The sequence below is a fragment of the Nostoc sp. CALU 1950 genome (genome assembly GCF_051172895.1).
Classification (GTDB): Bacteria; Cyanobacteriota; Cyanobacteriia; order Cyanobacteriales; family Nostocaceae; genus Nostoc; species Nostoc edaphicum_A.
This window is the reverse complement of record NZ_JBDNJQ010000085.1, coordinates 14059-34611: the sequence shown is the minus strand read 5'-3', so window position 1 is coordinate 34611 and position 20553 is coordinate 14059. Positions and strand designations below refer to the sequence as shown.

18 protein-coding genes and 1 tRNA gene are annotated in these 20553 nt (G+C 41.8%); 10 read left to right on the top strand and 9 right to left on the bottom strand.

Annotated elements, in window-relative coordinates:
* Positions 1-79 precede the first annotated feature (79 nt).
* Positions 80-757 (bottom strand): Uma2 family endonuclease, encoded by a 678-nt coding sequence (locus ABF638_RS21990; protein ID WP_435025098.1) that lies wholly within the window; start codon positions 755-757, stop codon positions 80-82.
* A gap of 293 nt (positions 758-1050) precedes the next feature.
* On the opposite strand from ABF638_RS21990, the gene ABF638_RS21985 reads away from it, so the two are divergent.
* Positions 1051-2394 carry a TMEM143 family protein gene (locus tag ABF638_RS21985; protein ID WP_435025097.1) on the top strand — a complete coding sequence of 448 codons (1344 nt, stop codon included), beginning with the start codon at positions 1051-1053 and terminating at the stop codon, positions 2392-2394.
* A gap of 164 nt (positions 2395-2558) precedes the next feature.
* On the opposite strand, the gene ABF638_RS21980 is transcribed toward ABF638_RS21985, so the two are convergent.
* The 5 genes from ABF638_RS21980 to ABF638_RS21960 form a co-directional block, all read right to left on the bottom strand.
* Entirely contained in the window at positions 2559-2867 is a 309-nt protein-coding gene (locus tag ABF638_RS21980; RefSeq protein ID WP_322673975.1) for a KGK domain-containing protein, read from the bottom strand.
* 271 nt (positions 2868-3138) lie between these two features.
* The gene (gene ccsB / locus ABF638_RS21975; RefSeq protein ID WP_435025096.1) at positions 3139-4200 is read right to left on the bottom strand and encodes a c-type cytochrome biogenesis protein CcsB; all 1062 of its coding nucleotides are present in this window, start codon (positions 4198-4200) and stop codon (positions 3139-3141) included.
* 215 nt (positions 4201-4415) lie between these two features.
* A complete protein-coding gene (locus ABF638_RS21970) occupies positions 4416-6161 on the bottom strand; it encodes a DUF3352 domain-containing protein (protein WP_435025095.1) in 1746 nt (581 codons plus the stop codon).
* Between the two features lie 436 nt (positions 6162-6597).
* A complete protein-coding gene (locus tag ABF638_RS21965; protein ID WP_435025094.1) occupies positions 6598-7227 on the bottom strand; it encodes a chorismate lyase in 630 nt (209 codons plus the stop codon).
* Between the two features lie 287 nt (positions 7228-7514).
* Positions 7515-7595 (bottom strand) — tRNA-Leu (locus tag ABF638_RS21960).
* A 389-nt stretch (positions 7596-7984) separates the two neighbouring features.
* Here ABF638_RS21960 and accC point away from each other — a divergent pair.
* Positions 7985-9328, top strand: coding sequence for an acetyl-CoA carboxylase biotin carboxylase subunit (accC, locus tag ABF638_RS21955; RefSeq protein ID WP_069074045.1), 1344 nt, complete (start codon positions 7985-7987; stop codon positions 9326-9328).
* A 78-nt stretch (positions 9329-9406) separates the two neighbouring features.
* Here the strand turns inward: accC and ABF638_RS21950 are convergent, their stop codons facing one another.
* A complete protein-coding gene (locus ABF638_RS21950; RefSeq protein WP_181932399.1) occupies positions 9407-9700 on the bottom strand; it encodes a YggT family protein in 294 nt (97 codons plus the stop codon).
* Between the two features lie 429 nt (positions 9701-10129).
* On the opposite strand from ABF638_RS21950, the gene psbX reads away from it, so the two are divergent.
* The 4 genes from psbX to ABF638_RS21930 all read left to right on the top strand — a co-directional run bounded on the left by psbX (position 10130) and on the right by ABF638_RS21930 (position 12702).
* A complete protein-coding gene (psbX, locus tag ABF638_RS21945; RefSeq protein WP_012412183.1) occupies positions 10130-10249 on the top strand; it encodes a photosystem II reaction center X protein in 120 nt (39 codons plus the stop codon).
* 248 nt (positions 10250-10497) lie between these two features.
* Positions 10498-11415 (top strand): Ycf66 family protein, encoded by a 918-nt coding sequence (locus tag ABF638_RS21940; protein WP_435025093.1) that lies wholly within the window; start codon positions 10498-10500, stop codon positions 11413-11415.
* Between the two features lie 47 nt (positions 11416-11462).
* Positions 11463-12023 carry a TolB family protein gene (locus ABF638_RS21935; RefSeq protein ID WP_435025092.1) on the top strand — a complete coding sequence of 187 codons (561 nt, stop codon included), beginning with the start codon at positions 11463-11465 and terminating at the stop codon, positions 12021-12023.
* A 154-nt stretch (positions 12024-12177) separates the two neighbouring features.
* Positions 12178-12702, top strand: coding sequence for a TolB family protein (locus tag ABF638_RS21930; protein ID WP_181932726.1), 525 nt, complete (start codon positions 12178-12180; stop codon positions 12700-12702).
* Positions 12703-12779: 77 nt separating this feature from the next.
* Here the strand turns inward: ABF638_RS21930 and ABF638_RS21925 are convergent, their stop codons facing one another.
* Complete coding sequence (locus tag ABF638_RS21925; RefSeq protein ID WP_435025091.1) at positions 12780-13787, bottom strand: succinate dehydrogenase/fumarate reductase iron-sulfur subunit; 1008 nt, start codon at positions 13785-13787, stop codon at positions 12780-12782.
* Positions 13788-15255: 1468 nt separating this feature from the next.
* Here ABF638_RS21925 and ABF638_RS21920 point away from each other — a divergent pair.
* Entirely contained in the window at positions 15256-15693 is a 438-nt protein-coding gene (locus ABF638_RS21920; RefSeq protein ID WP_069074038.1) for an AbrB family transcriptional regulator, read from the top strand.
* A 185-nt stretch (positions 15694-15878) separates the two neighbouring features.
* Positions 15879-16748: a CPBP family intramembrane glutamic endopeptidase gene (locus ABF638_RS21915; RefSeq protein WP_435025090.1), complete on the top strand. Its 870-nt coding sequence runs from the start codon at positions 15879-15881 to the stop codon at positions 16746-16748.
* Positions 16749-16811: 63 nt separating this feature from the next.
* Here ABF638_RS21915 and ABF638_RS21910 read toward each other — a convergent pair whose 3' ends face one another.
* On the bottom strand, positions 16812-17774 hold the full coding sequence (locus ABF638_RS21910; RefSeq protein WP_435025089.1) for a M48 family metallopeptidase: 963 nt from the start codon (positions 17772-17774) through the stop codon (positions 16812-16814).
* A gap of 159 nt (positions 17775-17933) precedes the next feature.
* Here ABF638_RS21910 and ABF638_RS21905 point away from each other — a divergent pair, with 159 nt between their 5' ends.
* Both ABF638_RS21905 and ABF638_RS21900 read left to right on the top strand, forming a co-directional pair.
* On the top strand, positions 17934-19508 hold the full coding sequence (locus ABF638_RS21905) for a helicase C-terminal domain-containing protein (RefSeq protein ID WP_435025088.1): 1575 nt from the start codon (positions 17934-17936) through the stop codon (positions 19506-19508).
* 173 nt (positions 19509-19681) lie between these two features.
* On the top strand, positions 19682-19897 hold the full coding sequence (locus ABF638_RS21900) for a DUF2839 domain-containing protein (protein ID WP_069074035.1): 216 nt from the start codon (positions 19682-19684) through the stop codon (positions 19895-19897).
* Positions 19898-20553: the final 656 nt, after the last annotated feature.

Here is a 20553-nt window from a genome sequence, read left to right as displayed (position 1 = left end):
TCATTCCTTTGTAGAGACGGCGATTTATCGCGTCTTCGTGATTATGGGATTTATTTCATTTATAGATTTTGATAGCAATTCAGGTGAGAGAATCAGGATCTATGCCGAGCGATCGCAACCGTTCTCGTAAAACTTGAACTTCTTGCTGCGCTTGTTGAGCTTTTTCTTCTGATGTTAACAACCGTTGTCCTTGTTGGTTATACCAATACATCCATTCCCGTGGTATGCCTAGATAAGTTCCTCGTTCGATGCCAATTCCTAAACCTATTTCTGGCAACCAAACTGGATTACCATCATGTAATTCATAAACATTGTTAACTAATTTGTAAACTTCTAAACGCGGCTTACGGCGACGAAATGGGTTGTAAACTACATAATACAAAATCCCCAATCTTCCATACTCTGCTTTCTTAGTCGAGTACTCACCGCGATATGTTTTAGATACCACTTCCAGCGCTAATATCGGTAGTTTCTTCTCCTCCCAAAGCACATAACTGGGACGGAGGTTTTCATCATAAAATCGCTCTACGCCTAAACTCAAAAACCCATCTGGGACTATTGCTGGTAAATCTGGGTCATAATAAATACCCATATCTACACCAAAAAACCAATCCATGCGTTCTGGCCAAGCCATTGCTAGAAGCGCTTTGAGTAAACCGGGAATTAAATCTTGTAATTCATTATCCACTGGCGTATCGTCAGAGTCTGGCAGTTCCTCTGATGAGGGCAAACAAGCTAATGGATTGTACTCTAGCATGATGGGTTTACTCTTCCTCAGTTATTAGTACATCTTTATTTTATAGATGAATTTTGATAGCAATTTAAATGAGAGAATCAGGATATATGCCAAGCAATCGCACTTTTCAATCAGTCTTTCCTTCTGTCTTCTTCACGGTTGCAACTCCTTGTCTACCCATCGGCTCAGAAAAAACTGCGAGATTGAACACCCAAAATACTATAATTTAGTTGCCAATGAAGACATAATGTTTAATATTTGCCGTTTTCGTGGGATGTGGCAAACCCTAGTTAGATTCTGATTTATCTTTGAACATGGCTGTTTCCGAAAATAGAGAAGCGTTCATTCCCTACAGTCGCAGTGATATCATCAAGCTTTGCCTGCAAGATGGTCAGCTAGATGAAGATGATGCCAAAAAATTTCAAGATTTTTGCCAAATCCTCATTGCATACTATCACTTTCACTTTCACAAAACCTTAGAAGTTATCAAAGATAACTACATACCCTTTAACCCTAATGCAGATATTCAACCAATAACTCCACCAACATTCGAGCAATATGATGATATGGAGTTGAAAGTAGTTGAAGCTTTTGGGCATATTGTTGAAAGGGCTAATTATATTCTTTTACCTGAATCGATTCTCAAACGATCGCTGGCAACCAAATCTCTAATTGAATTGAAAACTGAAGTCAATTTTGAGGATTTTGACCGCTTCATCTGTTATTACCGGGGTGATAGTTATAAAAACATTTCAGTGAAAAAGTTCTTCTTTTGGCAAGAAGAAAAGAGAATTGATATTTTTGAACGGATTGTTTTATTAGTCAAGTTTAAAGAAGCGGCTTACTTTATTGAAAAAAAAACCAAAATCCAAGAATTAAAATTTATTCCCGGTAAGATGTATGTTTACTTCTACAAAAATATTCCTAAACTAGATGTTGACTTAATCTTTCCCAATGTAAAAACAAGTATGACCTGGAAAGATCGCTTACTATTTGGAATTCCGGCGATTGGAGCGGCAATTCCTTTGATATTAAGAACATTGCCGAATTTATTATTGCTAGTGGCTGCAATTTTGCTAGTACTAAATGTACCCTTTTTGGTTGAATCTCTAGATGTAGAGTTGGATAAAGTCAGAAATTTTATGCCTGTTCTGGTGGCAACTTTATCATTAGCGATCGCTTTGGGTGGATTTGCCTTTAAGCAATACACTAATTACAAAAATAAAAAAATTCAATTTCAAAAACTTGTTACTGATACGCTCTTCTTCAAAAGTTTAGCGAACAACACTAGTGTTTTTCAAATGTTTATTGAATTGGCAGAAGAAGAAGAATCTAAGGAAGTTATTCTGGCATACTATCACTTACTTACCAGTCCCACACCATTAAGCCCTCAACAATTAGATTCTCGTATCGAAACTTGGATGGAAGATAAACTAGGCACTAAGATTAACTTTGATATTCAAGGGCCTCTGAGCAATCTAGAAGATATTCGTGGTCAAGTAACTCAAAATAGCGAAACAACAGACAATGTACCAGAAATACCTTTACTAACCTACGATCGCCAGGGAGCATGTCAGATTCTCCCTTTGGATGATGCTAAAGCAGTGATTGATTATGTTTGGGATAATGCTTTTCGTTATAACGCGATAATCTTGTAGACTTGTAAGCGATCGCCATCATGTAATTTATAAGTATTATTAACTAATTGGTAACCTTCTAAACTTTAATAGCAATTCAGCACATCCTATTTTATTTGTAAATATTGAGACGCAAAAGAACCCCGACTTATGAAATAAATCAGGGTTCTTTTAGTAATTGAATATTAGTTTTCTACTTGTTTGAGTTTTTGAAAAATTTCATCAAGTGGTGACTCAGATTCATCAGGACAAAATTCTAAAGCAAGTCTAACTTTTCCTTTTTTCCATCCCAAAGTACTAAATTGCAAAACTTCACAATTTAATCCTTGGGTATACAAATTTACTTCGTCTGTTTCTTCTGCTCCAACATATTCTTTAATTGCTGTAATCAAATCACGGACTTTAAAAGTTTTAGCAATATTTAACTTATTAAAAGTGTCCGGCTGTATAGACACAACTTCATCATGGTTTAGTATCTCGAATCCATCTTCCATAAAAATCTCCTGTCAATAAATCTATATTTTCAGAGATATAACAGTTCATCCGAAATAAAATGATAATTTAGTCATTGGTCATTGGTCATTAGTCCTTGGTTATTACCGTAATAATTTGTGTATTGCACAAAGGGGCGAAGAAAAACTCTTCACCCCTCTGCGTTTCAACTTAAATACTTAACTCACCATAGTTTTACGCGGGATTTTACTAAGTCCTGAGTTATGAGTAAAAGTAAAGTACTCAATACTCAGTACTGTCTTAGTGAGGTTCTTAGAAAAACCAACCGTAAGAATGCAAACCTTTACCCAAAAGATTTACACCGAGATAGCAAACCCAAACTACAAGCAAGCCGGCAGAGGCTAAAATTGCGGGACGACGCCCTTGCCAACCGCGAGTAATTCTGGCATGAAGGTAGGCGGCGAACACTAACCAGGTAATTAATGCCCAAGTTTCTTTCGGGTCCCAACTCCAGTAGGAACCCCAGGCTTCGTTAGCCCAAACGCCACCGGCAATAATGCCAATTGTCAGCAGGGGAAATCCTAATCCGATGATGCGATAGCTGATGTTATCGAGGGTTTCGGCAAGGCTAAGGCGCTGGGGTGAAAGAGGTTCAGCAGATACTACGGCTGGAGATTCAGGGGTAGTTACTAAATTCAAAACGGCAGTGTTACCGTTACCGTTGCCGTTGCTACTAGTTTCAAAACGAGCAAAGCCGTTATTTTCGACAGCAGGGGCTGATGGTTGAGAAATTAGTTCAGTGGCTTTGTGCAAGCGGTAGCCGTTGCTGCGATAGCCACCAGTACCAACAGAACTGCCTTGTAGTTGGATATTTTGACCACGAGTGACAATCAAAAAAGCGATCGCTAATAACGAACCTACCATCAAAGCAGAATAACTTAACATCATGACGCTGACATGCATCATCAGCCAATTTGACTTCAAGGCAGGTACTAGGGGTTCTGACGCTTGCATCTGCGATGGTAGTGTCATAGTAGCAAAAGCAGTAATAGCCATTGCTACTGGAGCTGTCGCAACTCCTACTAAGCGGCTACGACTACTATTTTCGGCAATTAGATGGACGGCGGTAATTCCCCAAGTTAAGAAAAATAGGGATTCATAGAGATTACTTAAGGGAAAGTAACCAGCTTCGATCCATCGTGCCCCTAATAGAGTCGCAATGCCCAAATTTGCGATCGCCATCCCAGCTGTCCCCAAAGCGGCTAGATAAGGCAGATTCGGAAAAGCCGCTCCTCCCCAATACACGAGCATTGTTAGGAATAATATGGCAAAAGACGCGTTGTCCAGCCAGTTCTGGAGTACAACCAGATTCATAAAGTGTTCTCTCCGTGGATAATTTAAAATATGGATTTCTGACTGTTCTGATCCTATATGTTTAGAGTGTCATGGGACAGGGGAAATTGGAAATTGGGAGATTGGGGATTGGGGACTAGGGACTGGGGACTAGAAAAGATAAGTATGTGGATTTAGATCCCAACCAGTCTTAAAAGAATTTCTTCCCTAGTACCCAGTACACAATCCCCAGTACCCTATCTAACAGAGTTACCCTTACTCCTTTCTGGACTAGGCAATGTAGTCGTGTTACTAACTTTTTTGAGCGCAATGAAAATGTCGTAGCGGTTACTGCGACTGTCGCTGACAGCAGATGTCATCCCAATTGAGCGCGTTGCAGCTAGCAAAGTTTGTTGATTGGGAATTAGAGTTGGTAAAGGGAAATTTTTCACAGTTCGTTCCACATCCAGGAAAAATTGACCATTTGTCGGATTGGGTTCTGTAGGAACTGTTTCTTGGAAGGGAAGAGTGCTAGCTAGTGTGTTGTTGGGTTTGGGGACAATTTTATCAGTGATGGGAGCGCCCACTACTAAGAAAGCGATATCTCCATCTAACCAGCCGTGGGTGGCCGTTAACGTACCATAAGGTGATACCCAATTAACAACGGATTGACCTCCAATTTTCCCCGGTTGCACTTTGAATTGGTATTGATTTTTCATCACTTCATCCAGCTGAGTGATCGATGTTTCAGCCGATTTGCGATCGCTTGTCTGTACCATGAACAGCAAACCCACACGAAAATCATCTGGTGAACCTTGTTTTGGAGTAGTAGGAATCAGTGATAAGGAAAACTCGCCTTTCATCCAACTGAGCAAATCCTTATCTAAATCGAGATCCGTAAGCGATTTTATCCCACCTCTGATCTGTTCTGGTGCGATCGGTGAAAGGGGATTTCTCTGAGACGTTAAAATGTAGTTTCCCCACAACCGCTGTAAATTGCCCCCCGAAAGCATCATTAAAGTTTCTGCTGGTACGCGGTTTTGCATTTTCCCAGCTTTGTTTTCTACCGCCAGCAGTCGTTGACTATTAGGGTTTAACCAAGAAACGCCCTTTAAGCGGATTCCTTCTGGCTCTAAGATCATTGTCCCCGCTAAACCTTGGTTATTTTGCAGTTGAGCCAAAACTTGAGCAGGTAAAGGGCGGTTTGGAGAAGCAGCAGCTATTTTGGCTGCTGCTGGCACATTGACGTAAAACTGGGCAAAGGGTTGGTAGTTGGCGATTTTCGGAAAATTCTCAGCAAATCCCCCTGTTGTAGCTAGGGATGTTTTATTTTTGTAGGCGTCGATGGCTCGTTCTGTAGCTTTGGGACTATCAGTTATCACTAAAAAACGCCCATCTAGTAATACAGCCGAGAAGTTTTGCCCTGCTTGTCCCTCACTTTGTTTAATGGCGAACCCTTGATAAGTACGATCAATCCATTTGCCTTGTTTCAGGGTTTTGGGTTGTGCCAAAACCCTTTTGGCGATTTCTGGGTTTTTCACTGGCAATACGATTACCATCGACTGCTGCTCACTAACAGCATTTTCATTGGTGGTAACTGGTTTGGGTGCAGGTTTATTCCCCACTGCTGGGGCAAGAATTGCGATCGCAATGTCATTGCCTACCCAAGGAGCAATATCTTTTTGGAAATCGTAACCATTATTAGTCAGAAAGCGATCGCGTAACTGGACTAAATTTTTGTCCAGTTCTACTTGGGTGTCTTTTGTCCCAAACTCCCTCAATTTCTGCCACTGTTGGGAATCTGTTGTCAGAGAAACCGCAAACAGAGCATCACCAGGAATAATATTTGCACCTACTAGCAAATTCCTGGAAGATGGTTGTCTCTGAGTGAACCAGTATGCTGCACTCCCCGCACCAATCAATAATCCAGCAGCCGAAAGCGTCAGCACCAGAGACGGTTTCTTATTTTTCTTCATTGGAACAGACACAACAGGCAGTGCCATTGAAACCTATACCTCATATTGCAAACTCATTACTTGCTTGATTGGTTAAGTCAACCAAAAAGCTTCTCCTTATTTAGGGCAGTTAACTGCATAAATTTTTCTATTTTAAACTCCGTAATCAACCTTCCCGAATGTTTCAAAAGCAGTGTTTTTGCAGTTAGTTACCTTTTTTAACACGCTTTGTTGAATTTCGCAGGACACTTCCTTGAAACGGTTGCTTCTATCAGAAAGTCTCTGAAAGTTCACATCCGTCATTTTAAGCACTTCGAGGATATAACTAACTTGGGCATTGCTGCAAGTCATCAGCAAGCTACATTACTTCTATTTACTGAGCTTCTACCTGTGGTATTGACTTTATCTAACCAAGCTCAATTCAGTATGCAAGATTTTGTATCGACTACCAATCTTACAAATTAGATATGTTGTTGAAATAATCCTATGCCTCAGTATTAATAGTACTCAATTGCATAGGCCCCAAATATTTGGTTAAATAAGGCGAAAAAACTTCATAAATTAATGTTAATGGCTGTCCATGATGCCAAAACAAATAGTGGCGACCCCAAAAAGACCCAGTTACATCAAAACCTGACTGTAGCGCTGATGAGTCACCATAATAAATTCCTCGAACATCCCGATACAACTCTGTGCGAAGACGAGCTAAACTCGCCCAAATTGGTAATGAGCGGTTTTGCAAATATTCATCTACATGACTAGCTTCCCACCACGAGGTGGCATACGCTAATCGCTGACCAGAAGTAGTACGTAGCCATACTTGTCGCCGTAATCGCGGCCCTGGGACAGCTTGGATTAACTCAGGAGCAGCATCCAAATCCATGCCAATCAATGACATATCAATAACATCTACTTCTACAGGCTCACCTGTGAGCAATTCTAAGTGACGTGTTGGGGAGCCATCACCCAAAAGCATTAGCTGCCAAGCAGGTGCCAATTTAGTGTGAGGTAAACTTTGTTGAATTATCTCCTCCCCTCCTTGCCAAATCGGAGTGAGGCGATGCCAAGCTGGCGGTAGTGCTAGGTTGTTTGTCGGCGTAAAAGTAATAGTCAATGCTTTTTACAAAACTTCACCTATCTCTATAAAAGCATAAAAAACTAGTAATTTGGCAAGGCAAATTTGCTTGGTGGGGAATAGGGAAAAAATTTTTCGTTTTGTCAAATTCTATTACGTAGTAAGCACTTCAGTGGTTTATACAAAGACTAAAGTCACCACTACAAACTCATTTACACAGTAAAGTTGCCTTGAGGAAGTATTAGAAATAAGAGAAATATTTAAGGGTCAATAGTCTAAGGTTTTTTGACCCTTGACTATTGACCCTGTAACTAAACAAGCGAAAATGCGGATGGCGAGACTCGAACTCGCAAGGCAAAGCCACACGCACCTCAAGCGTGCGCGTATACCAATTCCGCCACATCCGCATGGTTTGTCTAAACATAGACTATAGCATAAGAAAATAATTATAGTAAGGTGATATCTAAATTCACTTGCTCAAAAATATAAATTTTCTCAAGGCGGTATCAGGCTGACAGAAATCTAGCAGATGCACAAGTGATATTAAAAAGGGTAGAGCTACTGTGTTCAGCGGGGTATGCCTACGCAAAAGCCCAGCTTACTAGGCTAGCCAAGACTTACAGCAGCAATGTTGTTAGTGTAGTAAGACCTGTAGAGCCAGCAAGCCTGCAATCTCAAGTTTGCTTAGAATCAGGGTGGCGAATCTCCTGTCATAATTTGAAATAATGCGGAAGCGTTGTTTCAAGTTGGATCAGAGAACATGTCAATCTACTGGTAATGATATCGAAACTAAAAAATGAAGTTTGACAAAATATTAATTGCCAATCGGGGAGAAATCGCCCTTCGCATTCTCCGCGCCTGTGAAGAAATGGGAATTGCGACAGTTGCGGTTCACTCCACTGTTGACCGTAATGCTCTCCACGTCCAACTTGCTGATGAAGCAGTTTGCATTGGCGAACCTGCTAGCAGTAAAAGTTATTTGAATATTCCGAATATTATTGCTGCTGCACTGACGCGCAATGCTACTGCTATTCATCCAGGCTATGGCTTTTTGGCAGAAAATGCCCGGTTTGCGGAAATCTGTGCCGACCATCATATTGCTTTTATCGGCCCAACTCCAGAAGCTATCAAGCTGATGGGGGATAAATCCACTGCCAAAGAAACCATGCAAAAAGCTGGAGTCCCAACAGTACCAGGTAGTGAGGGGTTGGTAGAATCCGAGCAAGAAGGATTAGGATTTGCCAAAGATATTGGCTATCCAGTGATGATCAAAGCCACAGCAGGTGGCGGCGGACGGGGTATGCGCTTAGTTCGTTCTGAAGATGAATTTGTCAAACTTTTCCTTGCAGCCCAAGGGGAAGCGGGAGCAGCTTTTGGGAATTCCGGCGTTTATATCGAAAAATTTATTGAACGTCCCCGACACATCGAATTTCAAATTTTGGCGGATAACTACGGTAATGTTATCCACTTGGGTGAACGCGATTGCTCTATTCAACGCCGGAATCAAAAGCTACTAGAAGAAGCACCAAGTCCGGCTCTCGACCAAGACCTACGCGAGAAAATGGGACAAGCTGCGGTCAAAGCGGCCCAATTCATTAACTACAGTGGGGCGGGTACTATCGAGTTTCTCTTGGATAGATCGGGTAAATTCTACTTTATGGAAATGAACACCCGGATTCAAGTAGAACATCCTGTAACAGAGATGATTACTGGGATAGACTTAGTTGCCGAACAAATCCGTATTGCCCAAGGGGAAAGGCTTAAGCTTACTCAAGAGCAGGTAGTTTTACGGGGTCATGCGATCGAATGCCGGATCAACGCTGAAGACCCCGATCATGACTTTCGCCCTTCTCCTGGAAGGATTAGCGGCTATCTCCCCCCCGGAGGGCCTGGTGTTCGGATTGATTCCCACGTTTACACAGATTACCAAATCCCGCCCTACTACGATTCCTTGATCGGCAAGTTAATTGTTTGGGCACCAGACCGACCTACTGCTATTAACCGGATGAAACGCGCACTCCGGGAATGTGCCATTACTGGACTACCTACTACCATCGGGTTTCATCAAAAAATTATGGAAACTCCACAGTTTTTGCAGGGTAATGTCTATACAAATTTTGTGCAGGAAATGAACGGTTAGGGGAGTGGGAAGGTTACAGGGTATAGGTTACAGGGAACAGGGTTTATAACCTATAACCTGTAACCTATATCCTGTAACCTAATTTACACGAGATAGCATAGTCAGCAATCCTTGTTGACCTAGCAGAATTTCTCGCAGCAGGCTGAAGATGCCAACCAAAATAATAGGTGTAATGTCTACCCCGCCTATAGGTTGCACTAGCTTTCGCAACGGGATTAAAAATGGTTCAGTCGGCCAAGCTATCAAATTAAAGGGCAAACGATTCAGATCCACTTGCGGATACCAAGTGAGAATGATCCGGAATATAAATAAAAATGTCATCACCCCTAACACAGGGCCAAGAATCCAAGCAGTCAGGTCAACACCAGTCATCGTTTTAAGCTACTATCTGTCTGTAAAGAAAGAAAAAATTTAGGCAACGGCAAGCCATTCGGGTGACGCTCCTGCATTGCTAACGCCAAGTCTCTCTATGGGGAAAACCCCCTTCTCTACTAGACGCTCCGCGAAGGCGCTAGCTTCTCCCAAAGGGGGAGAATTGTACTGGCTCAGTACGCTTTGCGACGCCGAATAGCCCGTCGTAGACATCGCTAAAAAATTTGAAGCTTTGTAAAGCACTCTCATCATTATTTTAACCAAATGCTGTCACTTCCTTCTGGAATACAAAAGCAAACACGCTCACGTAGTTAAATCAATGACTAGCAAGAAGGGTTATTAAGTTTGGCAGTTAACGCCCAGAGGCTTCTCAAGAAAGTAATACACTATTAAAATTAGGATGAAGTGTGTAAAAAAAGGTTGAGAAGTATGACGCCTTCTTTAGCAAATTTTCTTTGGAGCCTGCTATGGGGTACTGCAATTGTTGTGATACCCGTTACAGTTGGTCTAATTTTCATTAGCCAAAAAGATAAAATTCAGCGTTCATAATGCTTATGAGAGTTAATTCAACTCTCACAATCGATTGTCTGTCAGCTATCTACATTTATTGCACCAAAAGCAGCATTTTCTGCGACTGGCCGCAATTGTAGATGATAGACATAGGTGTTTTTACTTTTCGGTGAATAGCTTCAGAGCTTCTTTGCCAGAAGCTTTGAAGCTTCAATATATCGTTCCTAATTAGAGTAGTGATTTTAATTGTGACTCGCTAACATAGATTTGATATCGGGAAAACAGCAATGATAAATTTTGGGCTGAACTCAGCCAGTTTTCTGGCTCAGGTAAATTTTGGAGCAAACTCAGCCAGTATTCTAGGAATTTTCCTGGCTGTGGCTGGGGCAGCACTGTATTTTCTCCGCACTGTGCGTCCAGAATTGTCACGGGATCAAGACATTTTTTTTGCCGCAGTCGGCTTGCTCTGCGGCTTCATTCTCGTCTTTCAAGGATGGCGGCTAGACCCGATTCTGCAATTTGGGCAACTGCTTTTAGTTGGTACAACTGTATTTTTTGCAGTTGAAAGTATTCGTCTGCGGAGTATAGCTACCCAGCAAGCAAAGCGCAACACTCCGATTGTGGATGATGAGCGAGAGGTAAGCAGAAACTATTCTTATAACGATCGCAGAAAGTATCAAGCGGAAATGGATGCAGACTTAGATCCATTGCCTTATGAAGACGAGGAGGAACGCCCCGTGCGTGCCCGGATTCGGGGTAGCAGGGATGAGATTTCAACTCGTGATGACTACTACCAGGAGCAACCCCCCCGTCGTTCAGAACGCCGTAACGGCAGTAGTAGTGAAAGACAGGCTCCAGCGGATAGAACACGGCGGCGTACTTCTGGGCGTCCTGTGAATCGCCCTTCCGAAAGCTCTGAAGAAGAAAATTGGGGTTCTTCGTCTAGGCAAGTTGATGATTGGGAAACTTCTGGTGGAGAAGTCAGAAAACCTTCTCGCCGCAGTAATAGCGGGCCCCAGCGTCCCGAAAGTCGTGAAGATGATGTTGCTCCTAGACCGAGAAGGCGTCGTCCCACCACTGACTCAACTCCTCGAAGACCGCGCGAAGATGATGATGCGATCCCAACTGATTATGTGCCATACAATCCGATTGAAAAGCCAAATGAAGGGCCAGATAATTCAAACGATTTTGATGACGATATTTAAAACAGTTGGTGTGGAAGTAGGTTTAGAGGCGACGGAAAACAATTGAGGTGGAAAAATTTACGCCTACATTTTGGCTCCAAAGACCAATTCATTGGAGCCTAGTTTTTGGTTTAACAAGTTTGCTTGTATCTTGTGGTTCTAACGATGTTCCCATAGGGCCTACTTCCCTCAACAGTCGCTACACCGAGGAGCAACCTGTTTTGAGCGGAAATGGGCGCTTTTTAGCGTTTGTATCGAATCGGAACGGTAATCAGCAGCTACTAATGTACGATTTGGAGAGGCAATTGTTTATTCGCACACCGGGGATCAACCGAGCAGAGACAATTGCCGAAAGTCCTAGCTTAAGCTACACCGGGCGTTATATTGCTTATCTTACTAGTGATCAAGGTAGAGCAGTGGTGGCGCTTTACGATCGCGCTACGCAACAGTCGCAAATCGTTACACCAACCTATCGCGGCTGGGTCAGAAAACCAAATATTAGCCCAGATGGACGTTATGTTGTCTTTGAAACCGCTATCCGTGGTCAGTGGGATATTGAAGTCCTAGATCGGGGGCCAAATATTGAGTTAGATATTCCCAATGGTGCAACTATAGGTTCACCTCCGTAGGAGTTAGGAGTTAAAAGTCATTACAATTTTAGATTTTGGGTCGCACCTTTGGTGCGCTTCCAGCCCAACTTGGATTGAAAGAGAAATCTAAAATCTAAAATTGGCAGAGTTAGGAGTTGTGAGACTATTGACTAATGACTAATGACTAAATTATATGAAACGTGTTTTTTTTATACCTATATTTTTATGCTCCAGTTTACTGACTGGGTGTTTTGGCTACCCTCGTCTTTTGAGTTATCCCTTTGATCCGGGGGGTCGAAGTCTCAATAGTTTAGCGTCGGAATTAAACCCCCAGATTTCTGGGAGATACATTGTTTTTATTACTGACCGACGCGGTAGCCAAGATGTTTATATGTTTGATACGGTAACTCGTAATTTGGTTGATTTGCCAGGTTTAAACTCCCTTGATGCGATCGCAAATCATCCTAGTGTTTCACAAGATGGTCGTTATGTTGTGTTTGCCGCTAGTCGTCAGGGGCGATCGGCTATTTTTCTCTACGATCGCGAAACACGCCAATCACGAAATATGACTTCTAACCTGCAAGCAGAAGTCCGCAACCCTACAATTAGCGCTGATGGTAGTAGGATTGCTTTTGAGTCCAGTAACAATGGGCAGTGGGATGTTTTAGTATATGACCGTTTTGGACGGCCGTTGAATATACCTCAAGAACCGCGTTGAAGAATGGGGAGTGGGGAATGGGGAATGGGGAATGGGGAATGGGGAATGGGGAAATAAAATCCCCTACTCCCTATTCCCTATTCCCTATTCCCTAATTCTTGTTGCACAGATTCAATGAGCGATCGCACTTGTTGCGTCCCCTCTGAAGGTTCAAATGATAGGGGAAACTTACCCCGGAGGATCATCCGCAAACCGAGGGGTGCAAGACTGAGTAATCCTTTTAAATCCCGAAAATAATTACCGACAACTTGTAAACCAAATTGACGTTCATCAATCCAACCACCTTCTTTAACCAAATCTACCAATACTTTCCGGTGACGAATTGAGCGACTGTCGCTGGCTTCTTTCTGAGTCAGAATTTCTTGTTTAATTTTGGTGATTTGTTCTAATGGTGCAACTTCCATTGGACAAACTGAATCGCAATATAAACAACGGGTACAACCCCATACACCTTTAGTACCTTCGTTGTAACTTTCTAAACGATTTTCGGTATCGCTATCGCGGGAGTCTCCTACCATCCGGTAAGCTTTGGCAAGAGCATGAGGCCCTACAAAGTCTGGATTGACTTCACGGGCGTTGCATTCAGAGTAACAAGCACCGCACATAATACAGTTACCAGTTTGATCGAGGCGCGATCGCTCTTCTGGTGTTTGCAAAAACTCTCTTTCTGGTACTTGTCGTGCTGCCGTACTCACATAAGGAGCAACTGCCTCTAGATTATTCCAGAAACTACTCATATCTACAACCAAATCTTTAATCACGGGCATATTACCGAGAGGAGCGATCGTGATTTCGCCAATGGCATTTACTTTACTTTCTGATGATGGTATTTGTTGTAATCTGGCAAGTTCACTGCCAACATTTTCCTTACAAGCTAAAGCCGAACGTCCATTAATTCGTATAGCACAGCTACCACAAATGGTATTACGGCAATTTTTGCGAAATGCTAAAGTTCCATCTTGCTCCCACTTAATATGATTGAGGCAATCCAAGATTGTATTACCTGGTTCTGCCTCCACAAGGTAGGTTTGCACAACAGGAGAGGAATTTTGTTGCTGTCGAATTACCTTAAAAATAACTTTCATTACCACTAACCAAAATTTTAAAATTGCTTCACCAGGCTCGAAAATCATCAGTCAAGGTAGGTAATTGCGAAAAGTGAGCTATACTCTTTTTGCCTTAATTCAAACCCTGGTGTTAATATGCTGACGATTAAAGAGGGACTGATTCTAGTTTAAGGATAACCATTAAAATTTTAGTTGTAGCAGCCCTGTAGACAAGATTTTTGTCAAATTCTAAGATAAAACGCCAAAAATGTAATTGCAGCTTTCCATTGAATTTATCTGTTTGGCAATGTAAAGGAAAAAGGGTTTGCGGGTAGAGGGACTTAGGTTCATCTCTGAACTAGCGATCATATCCAAATTAAATGCATGTCAGGTTAGCAACACATCTTGATGTCAACTTGAGTCTAGCAGTCTCGGTTGGAAAATTCTGGCTTCGGTAACCCTTGACAGAATTTTTGATTATATAGAAGTGTAAAAGCCTATGTTCAACATATAGTACTGACAATCAAGCGCTAGGCATCTGTTAAGAGACTTATTATTCCCATAGACAGACGTGCAAAATCCTCTGAACACTTTTGACCTTCGGATAATAATCCGAAGACAAATCCTCACCACTTTCAAAGAAAAGTTAGAGGACTGGGAAACCCGGACACGCGAGACTTTTTGCTTTTTGGCTGACTCTCAATCAAGAAAATCTTGGATTTAACTCATTGGTCAAAACTGCTCGTCTCAATTATATAAATTTTTATAAAAGCCAGATGGCAATACTCACGCTTGCAATAAAGGGTTAGTAAAATCGCCACTGCTTTTTTCTTCTTTAAGTCCAGGAATTTAAATAAAAATTTACCAGCAATTTTAATTCAAAATTAAACAACTATTTTGCTATTATTAGTCCATGCTAGTATTTAATATAAAATTACGAAGTGACAAAACCAGAATTAATAGCCGTATCAGCGCGGCTACTACTGCTTTGTTGATTCGTAATGTAGAGACAAGAAAATTCGCGTCTCTACTGGCAGGACAAAAGGGCTTATGCCCGTAGGACTCTATTGAAATACTATGCTGTCCAAAGCTTGAGAGGACGAGTAGAGAAAACTCTACTTGCTCATTGGCAATAAAGACAAGCACTGAAAGTGAAAAACCTGCAATTTCTTAGGTCTACGACTTATTTGCAGTAGAACCTGACCAATTTGTAAAGGTGGCTGAAAGTTACACCGCTACAGTAGCGCCAAAGGAGAAAATAGTTTTCTTTCTGATGGCGAATAATGGTTAAAAGTGCCGTAACATCACCAAAATAAATGTCTGTGGCAACTATGGCCTCTAATTGGTTGTGGACAACCATAATAGAAGTGCTTTTGGCTCCTATCGGCAGGAATTCACCCTTTACACTAGGGTCTTAAGTAGCTCTATGCAAATGCTAAAAAGCTAAATGCTGGCATAAGACTACATCGTTTATCAGTTTGGAGAGAGTAAGGAAAATTTGAGCATAATGACTGAAACTGCAACCGCCCCATTAACCGGAAAAGCACTACTTGCTAAAGTAAAAGAACTTTCCACTTTACCACGCCGAGAAAGAGCTAAACAGTGCGGCTATTACACTGTTACTAAGAATAACCAGGTTCGTGTCAATCTCACCGATTTTTATGACGCTTTGCTATCTGCTAGAGGAATTCCTCTAAGTCCAGAAGCACCTAAAGATGGTCGTGGTCGTGAACCGACCTATCGGGTTAGTGTCCATCAAAATGGTCAGATTGTGATTGGTGCTACATATACCAAAGCAATGGGTTTAAAGCCTGGAGATGAGTTTGAAATTAGACTGGGATACAAACATATTCACTTAATTCAACTCGGTGAAACTGATAAAAAACTGACCTCACAAGATATAGACTCTGACGAATCAGACGAAGATTTGGAAGACGAAGAGTAAATTTGCTGATGGTAGGGATAAGTTTCAGGTGATGATAACTTCTCCTTACCCTAATAGCAAACTGGTAGCTCTGTTGAGAAAATTTTGTCCCAGTTAAAAAATACGATTAGACTCCTTGCAGAAGTCACCAAGTTTAGTAGAGTCTTGATTAATCAGCAAGAAATCTATAATGCAAGGAGTCTATCGTGTTTTTTTTGTTTATTTTGATAACTTTATTTGATCCTTCGGTCAATGCCTTACTAGCATTCATGGAAAATGCACCAGCACTATTTATAGTGATGGCATTTTTTGTTTGCTGGATAGTTAGCTGGTTGCCAGTAGCAGCAGTATCAGCAATATTGCTTAATTGGCAACCCTTTAAACCTTTGCAGCCAGAGCAAAAGATGCCGTTATTGGTGTCACTTTACCTATTAGCTCCCCTGATTCTCTGGGGAGTTGTTTTGCTGACTAATAAATCTTTTTCAGATTACGGTTTTGTTGGCAATCTTCCAACTCTTGGTTCTTTAGCACTAGGTTTCAGTTTGGGAGTGGTGAGCCTAGCTATTGTATTTAGTGGGCAATTCTGGTTAGGTTGGTGTTCTTTTGAAAAGACGAATTTCAAGTTACTACTACCCATCTTGCTACCGATTTTCTTGATAGCGTTGTTAGTCGGTGGGATAGAAGAGTTAGTTTTTCGCGGTTTCCTGTTCACTGAATTAGCGCAGGATTACCCAGTTTGGGTAGCAGCAGCAATTTCTAGCTTGATTTTTGCTTTGCTACATTTGGTTTGGGAGCAAAGCGAAACAGCACCACAACTCCCTGGATTGTGGCTGATGGGAATGGTGCTGGTGTTGGCACGCTTTGCCGCGAGCGGTAATTTGGGTTTAGCTTGGGGATTGCACGCGGGATGGGTATGGGCGATCGCTACTCTAGATACAGCAGAATTAATTAATTACACAGGTAAAGCCTCTGATTGGTTTACAGGTAAGAATAAAAAACCCCTAGCTGGTTTGGCGGGAATTATTTGTGTATTGGGAACTGGAGTAATTATCTGGTTATTTTCTAAGTATTTGTGAACTACCTAGATCCCCGACTTCTCAAAGAAGTCGGGGATTTAAATCCACCTTTAGTACTAAAAACTACTGATTCCTTCTGATTCTGTCGATTTCTCGTTGTAATTCTTCAATTTGACGGCGTAAAGTTTCTGTTTGATTTTCGGAAGATTCTGCTGGAACATTAACTGCTCCTGAAGCAGGCGATCGCTGATAATTTCCTCGGCGGATTTGCTGATATTCTTCGGATACTGCCCACGCCCGTAAATAATGCAAGCGTTCGACAGGGAAAGGATGGCTCAACATCGTACCCTGAGCGCCATTGTAGATCAAGAATTTATATATCTGATTCAGTCCATCTTCATCAAGTGCCTGATAATTTTCTGACTGCTTGATAAATTCTTGTAAACTACACTCATTGGCATATTTGTGACTACCGCCAGAGAGTTTCATCATCGTTAACATTACAGGATTCAAGTCATCCACAACTAGTAGTGCGGCACGATCTGACGATAACTCCGCTTTCCGCCGCCACTCAAAAAAAGCATAAATTAAGCCTTGTGTGACAATATTACCGAGGCCGAAGGTCAATTCACCCAAGGCGGAAGCAGCACTCATCGCCCACATCGCCATTTGAATTAAAATAGTATGACCACATTTAATATGCCCCAGTTCATGGGCTAACACCACCCGAATCTCGGCTTCATCTAGTAAGTCTAGTATCCCTGTATTTATGACTATGTAAGGATTTTCTTGCCCCAGTGCATAGCTATTTGCTTGGGGATTTTGCGAGACAAACAGTGTAGGTTCTGGGTAAATGTCCAAATCTCGGACGCATTCCCGAAACATTTGGTAAATAGTGGAATATTGACGCGGCCCGACTTGGATGGTGTTACCCATTAGATAGACTAATTGAGGGCGTTCGTAGATAAATTCCACAAATTTACGAGCGATTAAATCAAATCCCGGTAAATTTCGTAAAGCTTGCTCGGCTTGGCGATCTAGTGGATGCCTGAAGGCTTCGCTGGAAATTCCTGTGTAAGTTGGCATAATTCAGGGTATTGGTGATTGATCATTAGTCATTAGTCATTGGTCATTGGTCATTAGTTTTGGATCAATGACAAAGAACAAAGGACAAAGGACAAATGACAAGATAATAGAAGTGGGGCAATTGGAAGTAAAAGTCACTTTGTATGGAATTAAAAGCGTGTGATTGAGGCAGAAGTTCATTTGTCACTACATAACTTTTTGCGATCGCAAGCGGGGTTCCCTTCCTGGCCCCATCATTTGACGATGGCACGGTTGGTAGCACGCGCCTTGCGCCTGGGACGTAGCGCCCTAATTCAAGTCGGGGCGGTTTGTGGCTATCAAGGGCGGTATCGTACTAGTTTCGTAGCATCAGCCCTAATGTGGCATGGCCCTGTAATTATTGTTGCTCAAGAAGCGGTGCAGCAACTTCTGCTGCGAGTGGAAATTCCCCGTCTACAGCAGTGGCTACCAGCTAATAAATCGATTAGAACAGGTGACGCTTGGCCTAGTGCTGAGTTCCAAGGGCTACTGCTGACCTCCCCAGAAGCTTGGTTAACAGGACAATTTGCTGGTGGCGATCGCTTTCCTCAAGGCATTCCTACAATTATTGATGGGGTAGATGATCTCGAAGATTGGGTGCGTCATCAGCTTACCCAAGATATTCAACCTCATGATTGGGATCAACTCATGCTGGCTTGCCCAAACCAAGCTGAGGCAATTCGCGAAGCACGGATAGAACTGACACACGAACTTTTTCAGCATCCTGCAAATCCATATCAGTGCTATCTAATTTCCCAGCCAGAAATAGAAATTTTGAGTCGTCTGTATTTGGCTTTAGATCAAGCCAACCTGCCAGATAATTGGAAAAATTTCTGGCAGCAATTTCAAAGCCTTGCTGAAAATCTTTCCCCCCCTGCCTCCCCTGCTTCCCCTGCCTCCCCTGCCCTCTTCTGGGCGACTATTGCCCATCGACAAGGTTTATTTTCTTTGCATTACGCCCCAATGGAATTAGGGGAAATACTCTCGCCTATTTGGCAGCGACAACCAGTAGTTTTAATTGGCAGCGCGATCGAGCCGGAAACTGAGGCTCCTCTTTTCCGACAGCGCCTGGGTTTGGATGATTTAACTTGTCTAAAGTTCTCTTCGGAGAGTCAAGCGGAAGCAATTCAACTGTATGTACCCTATAAATTGCCTCTACCTAACACACCAGAATTTCAAGCGGCATTTATTCACAAAGTCCGCACACTGGTTTGTCTAAGTGCTACAGCACCAGGATTGACAGTTGTTTTGGTTGGAGATGTACCACTAAAGTCTCAAGTTGCGACAATTCTGGCTTCAGAGTTTGGTTCGCGGGTGCAAGTAGAAAAAACTTGTTTGGATGAGAATGGTATTTTGGTTAGCGGTTGGGAATTTTGGCGAGAACATCAACGAGTCTTACCAGCACCCCATCTATTAATCATTGCTACTTTGCCCCTACCATCTTTGGAAAATCCCCTGGTAGCTGGTAGGGTAGCTCTTTATAAGCGATCGCATCAAGATTGGTTTCGTTTATACTTGTTGCCAGCTGCTTTGAATGAATTACAAAGAGCGATCGCTCCAGTCCGAGAAAGTCAAGGGATCGTAGCTTTGCTTGATAGTCGTGTAGTTAACCGTAGCTACGGTGCTCAAATTCTCGCTGCCTTAAGTCCTTTAGCACGCATTAACTATCTTGATCCCAGTCTGTTTTCCAATACAGATGAGGAAAATTCCGCCTAAAGTTCAGTTATCAATGCCCAATGCCCAATTTAAATTTTGTCAACCAAAGTGCGATCGTCTAAAAGCAAGCACTATTATCAGCTTATAGAAGGTGATGTAATTTATCGCCTTTCTATAGCCATGATTCCTGGCAAAATAAATTTAGAACCTAAATAGAATTTGAGTTGCTGATTATGGGTGAAGCAAAGCGTCGTAAAAGCACACTGGGAGAAACATACGGTCAAGATACTCGCATCTTGTCTTGGGTTCCGATCACAAAAACTCAAGGCGAACAATTTGTCACGTGGACTACTCGTGGTGCCTGGATAGGCATTGGTCTTATGGTCGTAGGATGGGCAACTATCCGTTTTATCGGCCCAGCTTTTGGTTGGTGGCAAGTAGTCTACTAATACTCTCACCCCTTTTAGGGGTGGGATTTTTCAAATATTTTGCAATTGAATTAGTTGAAGATTTATACCCAAACAGGTAAAAACCGCTAATTTGACAATTTGGTATGATTCTTTGCCAAGAATTACGAATTAGTTAATCTAGTGTTTAATATTAAACAATTATTCAAATTGAATAATCAATCAAAATATATTATATATTGCGTCAAATTTGGCAAAACTAAATTAAGATAAGAATCTTTACAAACTCTCATACTTTGGTTAATACAACTTTTTGAGGATAATCCCAAAATAGTTATAAATATTGCCTAAATGGCAACATAACTCTGCTGAGTTTAGGTATTGTCAGTGTTGAGTTAATCCATCCTGGAGCTTACACTCACACTTGTCTATAAAACACGTAACAAAGTAGTATTAAGCACGATTTTCTAGTTTTAAGTACTTAATTTCAAATTCACATTGTCATTTGCTCAACTTTATACGTACAGGAGAAACGAATTTGGTATACCGAATCATTTGTCCATACCAAAATTTACGTTAGGAAGAGAATAGATTAAACATCTAAACAAAACTAACTATAACGATGCAAAACTACGTCATAGCATCTACTAACGGTAAATTGGGCTGCACGTAGCCAATAAAGACGAAATATGTAGCTT

What these genes read in the sequence shown, in the direction of transcription:
- ABF638_RS21985 (WP_435025097.1), top strand. Translation starts at nt 1,051, where the DNA reads ATGGCTGTTTCCGAAAATAGAGAAGCGTTCATTCCCTACAGTCGCAGT.
- ccsB (WP_435025096.1), bottom strand. Translation starts at nt 4,200, where the DNA reads ATGAATCTGGTTGTACTCCAGAACTGGCTGGACAACGCGTCTTTTGCC.
- ABF638_RS21980 (WP_322673975.1), bottom strand. Translation starts at nt 2,867, where the DNA reads ATGGAAGATGGATTCGAGATACTAAACCATGATGAAGTTGTGTCTATA.
- ABF638_RS21900 (WP_069074035.1), top strand. Translation starts at nt 19,682, where the DNA reads ATGGGTGAAGCAAAGCGTCGTAAAAGCACACTGGGAGAAACATACGGT.
- ABF638_RS21910 (WP_435025089.1), bottom strand. Translation starts at nt 17,774, where the DNA reads ATGCCAACTTACACAGGAATTTCCAGCGAAGCCTTCAGGCATCCACTA.
- ABF638_RS21940 (WP_435025093.1), top strand. Translation starts at nt 10,498, where the DNA reads ATGATAAATTTTGGGCTGAACTCAGCCAGTTTTCTGGCTCAGGTAAAT.
- ABF638_RS21925 (WP_435025091.1), bottom strand. Translation starts at nt 13,787, where the DNA reads ATGAAAGTTATTTTTAAGGTAATTCGACAGCAACAAAATTCCTCTCCT.
- ABF638_RS21970 (WP_435025095.1), bottom strand. Translation starts at nt 6,161, where the DNA reads ATGGCACTGCCTGTTGTGTCTGTTCCAATGAAGAAAAATAAGAAACCG.
- accC (WP_069074045.1), top strand. Translation starts at nt 7,985, where the DNA reads ATGAAGTTTGACAAAATATTAATTGCCAATCGGGGAGAAATCGCCCTT.
- ABF638_RS21990 (WP_435025098.1), bottom strand. Translation starts at nt 757, where the DNA reads ATGCTAGAGTACAATCCATTAGCTTGTTTGCCCTCATCAGAGGAACTG.
- psbX (WP_012412183.1), top strand. Translation starts at nt 10,130, where the DNA reads ATGACGCCTTCTTTAGCAAATTTTCTTTGGAGCCTGCTATGGGGTACT.
- ABF638_RS21950 (WP_181932399.1), bottom strand. Translation starts at nt 9,700, where the DNA reads ATGACTGGTGTTGACCTGACTGCTTGGATTCTTGGCCCTGTGTTAGGG.
- ABF638_RS21920 (WP_069074038.1), top strand. Translation starts at nt 15,256, where the DNA reads ATGACTGAAACTGCAACCGCCCCATTAACCGGAAAAGCACTACTTGCT.
- ABF638_RS21930 (WP_181932726.1), top strand. Translation starts at nt 12,178, where the DNA reads ATGAAACGTGTTTTTTTTATACCTATATTTTTATGCTCCAGTTTACTG.